Raw genomic sequence first — 6749 nt, 5'->3', positions numbered from 1 at the left:
CTTATGAAGCAGTAAAAGCATTAGGGATGCGGCAACATCCTTAAGACATTTTTAAATATGTTCACCTTAAGTATAACACAGATAGTGTTTTTTTGCGCTTTTTTACTGTGTTATTTTCAAATAAAAATATTCCTAATAATACCGAGGCTAAGCCTATCGAGTATTTTCTTAGCGAAAAACGCTGAACTTTATCTTGATTAAACATGTGCATCATAATAATCCTCCTTTCCATGTTCAAACAAATGACAACGCTTTCTCAATTCAATTATACCAAGAAACAAATTATTTTATAGTCTACTTTTTTAGTTTTTTTAATGTTATAATAGAGGTATCGTTAAAAATTTTAAGGGGTTCTCCATATTTTGGGAACCCCTTTTTCTTCTATTTAGAAATTACGATTGGAACGGTTATAGCCGTATTGCTCCACAAAATCTTGACGGAATTCCAAGAGATTGTCATCCAGAATCGCTTGGCGGACTTTCCGCATCAAATCAATCAAGAAGTAAAGATTGTGATAGCTAGTCAAGCGCATTCCGAAGGTCTCATCCGCCTTGAGCAAATGACGGAGATAAGCGCGACTGTAATTCTGACAGGTGTAGCAATCACAGTTAGGATCCAGCGGACCAAAGTCCTCAGCATACTGGGCATTCTTAACCACCAAACGACCCTGACTGGTCATACAGGTTCCATTGCGCGCAATCCGTGTCGGCAAAACACAATCAAACATATCGATTCCGCGAATAACCCCATCAATCAAACTATCCGGCGCTCCTACTCCCATTAAGTAGCGCGGTTTGTTTTCGGGTAAAAGGGGAGTGGTGAAGTCCAGCACCGCGTTCATTTCCTCATGCGTCTCGCCAACCGCTAAGCCGCCCACGGAGTAACCTGGGAAATCCATTGCCACCAAGTCTGCCGCAGACTGACGGCGGAGATCCTCAAAGCCAGCCCCCTGAACAATTCCAAACAGCCCTTGGCGATCGGGATTTTTGTGGGCCTTGAGACCACGCTCCGCCCAGCGGCTAGTCCGCTCAATGGATTTTTTAACATAGTCATAAGGCTGATAAAACTGGGGACACTCATCAAAACTCATCATGATGTCAGACCCTAGATTGTTCTGAATCGAAATGGCTTTTTCTGGGGATAGGAACATCTTAGCCCCATTCAAGTGATTCTTGAAGGTAACCCCTTCTTCTGTAATGTTCCGGGAATCCGCCAAGGAATAAACTTGGAAACCACCAGAGTCCGTCAAAATCGGCTGATCCCAGTTCATAAACTTGTGCAAACCACCAGCTCGAGCAATCAACTCATCCCCTGGACGCAGCCATAGATGATAGGTATTGGACAGAATAATCCCAGAACCCATCTCTTTCAACTCTTCTGGGGACATGGTCTTTACAGTCGCCAAGGTCCCTACTGGCATAAACATAGGCGTCGGGAAAGTCCCGTGTGGGGTCACAATTTCCCCCAACCGGGCTCCCGTGTGCTTCTCTTTTTTAATCAGACGATACTGAATTGGTGAATCTTTCATCTTTTCTCCTTCCCTAGGAAAAACAGTCCTAGTTGCTGTCCCTATTGTAGCAAAAAAGAGCAAGGCTTGTCAGTAGACTGTTTTGGTCTTAAATTATCTGAATATTAGAATTGTGCAACTTTTTTCAGGAGCGTATAATTCCTTGACTTTCTTATTTAGAATGATTATAATTAAACTATCAAAATAAGAAAAGAGGAATTGAATGATGGAAAACACACTGGCTATTTTAAATCAATCTGTTGCTGACCTCTATGCTTCTCGCATCGCACTTCACCAAGTACACTGGTATATGCGAGGTGCTGGCTTCTCTAAATGGCATCCAAAAATGGATAAGTACATGGACTTCATCGATGAAACTTTGGATGAAATGAGCGAGCGCTTGATCACTCTCGGTGGCGCTCCTTACTCCACTCTCACTGAGTTCATCCAATATACAAAAATTGAAGAAGCTCCTGGCAAATTCCAATCTGTTGAAGATAGTTTAAAACGCGTCATTGAAATCTTCCAATACTTGACAGAACTCTTCCAAGAAGGCCTTGATGTCACAGACGAAGACGGTGAAAACGTAACAAACAGCCTCTTTGAAGATGCTAAAGGCGAACTTGAGAAAAATCTCTGGATGCTTTCTGCAGAACTTGGCTTGGCACCACAATTAGCAAGTCAAAAACAAACAAGCAACTTGAAAGAAGCTTAATAGACCAAAACGCCCTCGATCGAGGGCGTTTTAAAATCTCAGAAATTCCAAATCTTCATGAATACATCTAAAGAGCTTCTGATCACTTTATGTAAGAAACAAAAATCGATTAAAGAGACCCATAAGATCTAGAGCGTAACATCACCAATCCTGCATATTTCTGCTGCAAAATTAGATAGAAAAAATATTGAGTCTAGAATTAAAAACTCAATGTTTTTGTTGCAGACTTCACACTAATGCTGATTTTTGCTTATAGATCCAATACGACTCTATTATCAGACAGAAAGTTGCTAGATAGAAAGTCATTTGAACTCCCCATCTATCAGAAATAACTCCCATAATCATTACAGAAATCGAAAAAACAATGGTCGAAACAACTTCAAATGCCGCATAAACAGAAGCCAGATAGAGCTCCTCTACTCCCTCTTGAATAATCACATTTTCCGGGACCTCTTTAAGAGGGGCAAAGACTCCAATCCCTAAGGAAATGGTTAGAAATAGAAAAGGATTCGGGAATTGGACTAAAATAAATGTCAGCAATCCCATCAGAAGTACCGAACACAACATACTCTCCCATCTCCTTTTAAGGAGATACTCTGAATACCGATATGCTACTAACCCTCCAAAAATATTCCCCAGTGAAAAAAGAATGTTAACATAACCCCAGTACACTTCTGTCTCCTTGAGAACAACGCTCACAAAAACAAGGAGAATCGAGGATACCCAAATTGTATTGGCCATTATTTCCAAACTATTAACTTGCAACATCAAACGGAGAGAGCTATTCTTCCTAATCAGACTCCATCCTCTAAATAAAATAGTCCAATTTGATGTTGTCCCCACCTCCCCTATCTCTAATTTTGGTAAAAGGAAAAGGAGAAAGGAAGCCAAAGCAAACTGCATCAGTATCAAAAAGAAAGAGTTTTTCATCCCCAACAAGGGAACAATCCCAGCACCCAAACCCCATCCAATCAACTGAATCCCCTCATTTACTACGGAAAAAAGTGCATTAGACTTTCCCAAATCGTCAGCATATCGAGGAATAATAGCATGGGATGCAGGGACGGCAAAACCATCTAATACAGAAATCAAGCTAAAACTCGTATATAAAATAAATAAATTCATTTGTTTTTTTGTCATAAGGGCTAGTAACAAAAAAAATACAAAAATCGTTTTACCCGCCTGTGTTATAGACAAAATTCTATTCAAAGCCAGACTCTGCGTCAATAGAGGAAGAAACAGGCTAGCTAGAAAAGAGGAAATCCCAATTACAATAGGAATAATGGCAGTCACCAGAGCAGACTTTGATAACATGTAAACATATGTCATAACCGATATTCGTAAAAAAATATCCGCTAGATTAGCTAAAGCTTGAGATACGATCAATAATTTAAACGCTTTTGACATTTAATTCACCTAATAGAGAGACAATTTCTGGAATGAGAATTAAGTCTACGAACTTTTCAAACTCTTGTAGTTCCCAAGAGCATTGTTTTTGAAAATCTATATCAGCCGATAAAGCACATCCTCCAGAACAAAAACCACCTATAACACAACTTTTACAATTTGAGTTATCTAAAAATGTTCTCGTTTCATGTTGGTAATTCAATAAATCAACCGTCTTCAAATTTCCCAGGATATACTCTGGCCTACCAACTGTAACCGTACATCTGAACACATTTAATTCATTATCTATGTAGAAAACACGATCATAAGGAGATACATTCCAACAATAATTATATATTCCTTTATTTTGGCGTTGATTAAAAGATAATCCTAATTTATCTGTTAGATTTTGGCACGTCTGAATAAAACCTGCATGTAGATTATCAGGAATATTATCTCTAATTTTTATCAATTCCAGAAGTATATCGACTTCCGAAACAATAAAATCATCATATCCTGAGTCAAAGAATCTATCGTCTACTCTACCTATATTCCAGAAAAAATTCGATTTAGAAAAGTACCCATGTTCCTTAAAGTAATTAAATAAGTTTATAAGATTATCAATATTTGTCCTATCAAAATTTGTTCCAACATCAATAGTCAAACCAAAATCTAATAATACCTGTGTAATCTTCAATAATTTTTTTGTATTATTGGCAACCTTTGTTATTTTAACAGCCTCTTCATAGTTTTCAGGAAGAGTATTAACTGTAATCGCAATCCCTGAGATAATACCCCTATGAATTATAAGCTTTTTGGCAAAAAAAGGTAAAAATATTCCATTTGTTGTAATATCTATCTTTATTTTGTGTTCAACACAGTACTGAAATATTCGATCAATAATAGGTTCATTTTGAGGAAGTAGAGGTTCCCCTCCGAATAAACCAAAGCTTATATTCAATTTTGGATTATCACTAATTAGAATCGATATTTGTGCCAATGTTTCTTCCAACTCTTCAAGAGTAATCGGTTTTCGAACAAGCGATTTATATTGCTGCTGAAAACAATAACTACATCTTAAATTACATGAATAGGTTATCGCAAACGATATATAGATACTATTGTATGCATTTAATATCTTCTGATTATCATATAAATTGTCTACCGAAAAACTATCAGGATACCTTGTTGGAGTAACTAATAATTCCTCCATCTCTTCACTAATTTCAAGCATATTGTTTCGAATACAGCTTGCATCAACGATCAAAATCTTATTTTTAAAAGAGTTTATAACCAAGGCATAATCTTCCGTTAGATTTCTATAATAAATCGAATCAAGAGGTATTTTTTTAATTTGTCCTTTTTCCTTAATTGGAATTAATGTGCCATTTACTACCTCATACGCCATTTTAAAACCTCCTAATATCTACGGCGCATAGTTTTTTGACATACAATTATGTCTCCTAATTCAACTTCTTGTTCCATTAGATTATCAATTTCATTCATTTGTCGTAATTCTTCATCCGAAAATTCTAAAATCATAATATCACCTCAAAAAAAATTTTTTGTAAGCTTACAACTATAGTATATTTCACCTATACCTTTTCCGAATAAAATTCCCATATATGCTTAGTTCTCGTTTTCTATTATTAACTTGGTAAGAAAATCTTCATAGTGTTGAGCTAGGACATTACAGTCTAGAAGTCTCATGACCCCAATGCATTTCCTCATTTCGATCATTGCTAACTGATCCCCATCCTTTCTATATATCAATAGATTTTGTGCATATTTAAAAATCAATCTCTCGTACATTTCTGTATCATTAAAATAAGAATTTTTGAGTTGTTTTTCTAAATACATAGCATCCAGATATTCTTTTCGTTCAACACAAGTAATATAGGCGTTTAATAGCATAGAAGCAATTAATCTTCTATTATTGGGTAAGTCCTTGTAAAAATTGGTTCGATTATACATTTCTCTACATAGTAGCATTAGTGTCTCATGTTGAAGTACATCTAAAGTATTGGAGAATAGAAGTAATTCATAATGTCCCCAATAGTCAACACTAAACAGATAGTTTGTTAAATAAGCAACATCAGAATCTGTATAATACGTCTCCCCAGTTAAATCTTGGAGACGAATTTTTATCAAAATACAATTTAAACTATGAAATAGGATCCTAGTATCTCTTTTTTCAGTTTGGCTAATTAATAATTTTTTCATGCCAGCAATATTTTTTGTGCTAACAAATATTTTTATTTGTTGAAGAATTTCATTCAGCTCATCTCTACGGAAATCATGTGCGGCATAAACAAATTCATCAATTGGCATATTTATCTCATCCAAAATAGCAATAAATTTAGTAATTGTTAAATCTGTTTCACCTTTTTCAAATCTCGATAATTGAGAGATAGAAATCCCTGACTTTGCCACATCTTTCAAGCGCAAACCTCTGGCTGTACGAAACTTTTTGAAAAGTCTACCTATTTTTTCCATAATTTACCTCCACTAAGCAAATACGGGAATATCCTTTTTTTAGATATCTATAGTATATACTGTAACAAAAGAAAAGAGGAGTTCTTTATGAAAATAAGTAAATTATATTTAACGTTAACTCTATTTTTAAGCCTTATTATTATCGTTGTAGGTTAGGAAGTTCAACCTAAATTATTCATAGATAAAAATCCAAACCACCCAACAAGTAGCTTGGACAAGGGCTATAAGCTCATATCGTAACCCATTTGGAGATTTTTTTGTATAATAGCCAATGCGCACCACGACAAACGCATGAAGAAAACTCCCTATTGAAAATTTTCAGTAACCGATTAATATTCGTAAAAACGACCTCTTAAGCCTATAATTAGCTTAGGAGGGCATTTTTATGGATGTTATGATTTAAAGTCTATTGAAGATAAGAGAGAGAGTTGGAAAATTCGTCATACTCTCGTTGATATCGTTCTTCTTATTTTCTTTGCTCGCCTATCTGGAGCTGAGTATTGGGAAGATATTGAAGATTTTGGGAAATGTTACGAACACAGTCTTCGTACGGTTTTATCCTTAGAAAACGGGATTCCATCACATGATACCATGCAGCGTGTCCTAGCGACTATAAATCCTAATGTTTTGATTAATCTCTCTATA

General features: G+C 35.9%; 7 protein-coding genes. 2 read left to right on the top strand and 5 right to left on the bottom strand.

The features are described 5' to 3' along the window. Positions 1-385: 385 nt before the first annotated feature. Positions 386-1528, bottom strand: a complete 1143-nt coding sequence (tgt, locus tag I2503_RS08765; RefSeq protein ID WP_196092325.1) for a tRNA guanosine(34) transglycosylase Tgt — start codon at positions 1526-1528, stop codon at positions 386-388. Between the two features lie 202 nt (positions 1529-1730). On the opposite strand from tgt, the gene I2503_RS08760 reads away from it, so the two are divergent. After that, positions 1731-2222: a Dps family protein gene (locus tag I2503_RS08760; RefSeq protein ID WP_196092326.1), complete on the top strand. Its 492-nt coding sequence runs from the start codon at positions 1731-1733 to the stop codon at positions 2220-2222. A gap of 228 nt (positions 2223-2450) precedes the next feature. Here the strand turns inward: I2503_RS08760 and I2503_RS08755 are convergent, their stop codons facing one another. From I2503_RS08755 to I2503_RS08745, 4 genes are all read right to left on the bottom strand, one after another. Next, complete coding sequence (locus I2503_RS08755; RefSeq protein ID WP_196967701.1) at positions 2451-3629, bottom strand: MFS transporter; 1179 nt, start codon at positions 3627-3629, stop codon at positions 2451-2453. Then, a complete protein-coding gene (locus I2503_RS08750) occupies positions 3613-5016 on the bottom strand; it encodes a radical SAM/SPASM ryptide class RiPP maturase (RefSeq protein ID WP_196967700.1) in 1404 nt (467 codons plus the stop codon). The genes I2503_RS08755 and I2503_RS08750 overlap by 17 nt, the downstream gene beginning before the upstream one ends. Before the next feature lie 11 nt (positions 5017-5027). Continuing rightward, the gene (locus I2503_RS09830) at positions 5028-5150 is read right to left on the bottom strand and encodes a ryptide family R-Y-crosslinked RiPP peptide (RefSeq protein ID WP_267904639.1); all 123 of its coding nucleotides are present in this window, start codon (positions 5148-5150) and stop codon (positions 5028-5030) included. Between the two features lie 87 nt (positions 5151-5237). Continuing rightward, positions 5238-6104 (bottom strand): Rgg/GadR/MutR family transcriptional regulator, encoded by an 867-nt coding sequence (locus tag I2503_RS08745; protein ID WP_196092328.1) that lies wholly within the window; start codon positions 6102-6104, stop codon positions 5238-5240. Positions 6105-6467: 363 nt separating this feature from the next. On the opposite strand from I2503_RS08745, the gene I2503_RS08740 reads away from it, so the two are divergent. Further along, positions 6468-6749: transposase family protein (locus I2503_RS08740; protein ID WP_348769630.1), on the top strand; the 282-nt coding region annotated here is incomplete at its 3' end.

The organism is Streptococcus sp. NLN64 (assembly GCF_015831295.1).
Taxonomy (GTDB): domain Bacteria; phylum Bacillota; class Bacilli; order Lactobacillales; family Streptococcaceae; genus Streptococcus.
The sequence above is the reverse complement of the archived record's forward strand: the minus strand, read 5'-3'. Positions and strand labels throughout refer to the sequence as shown.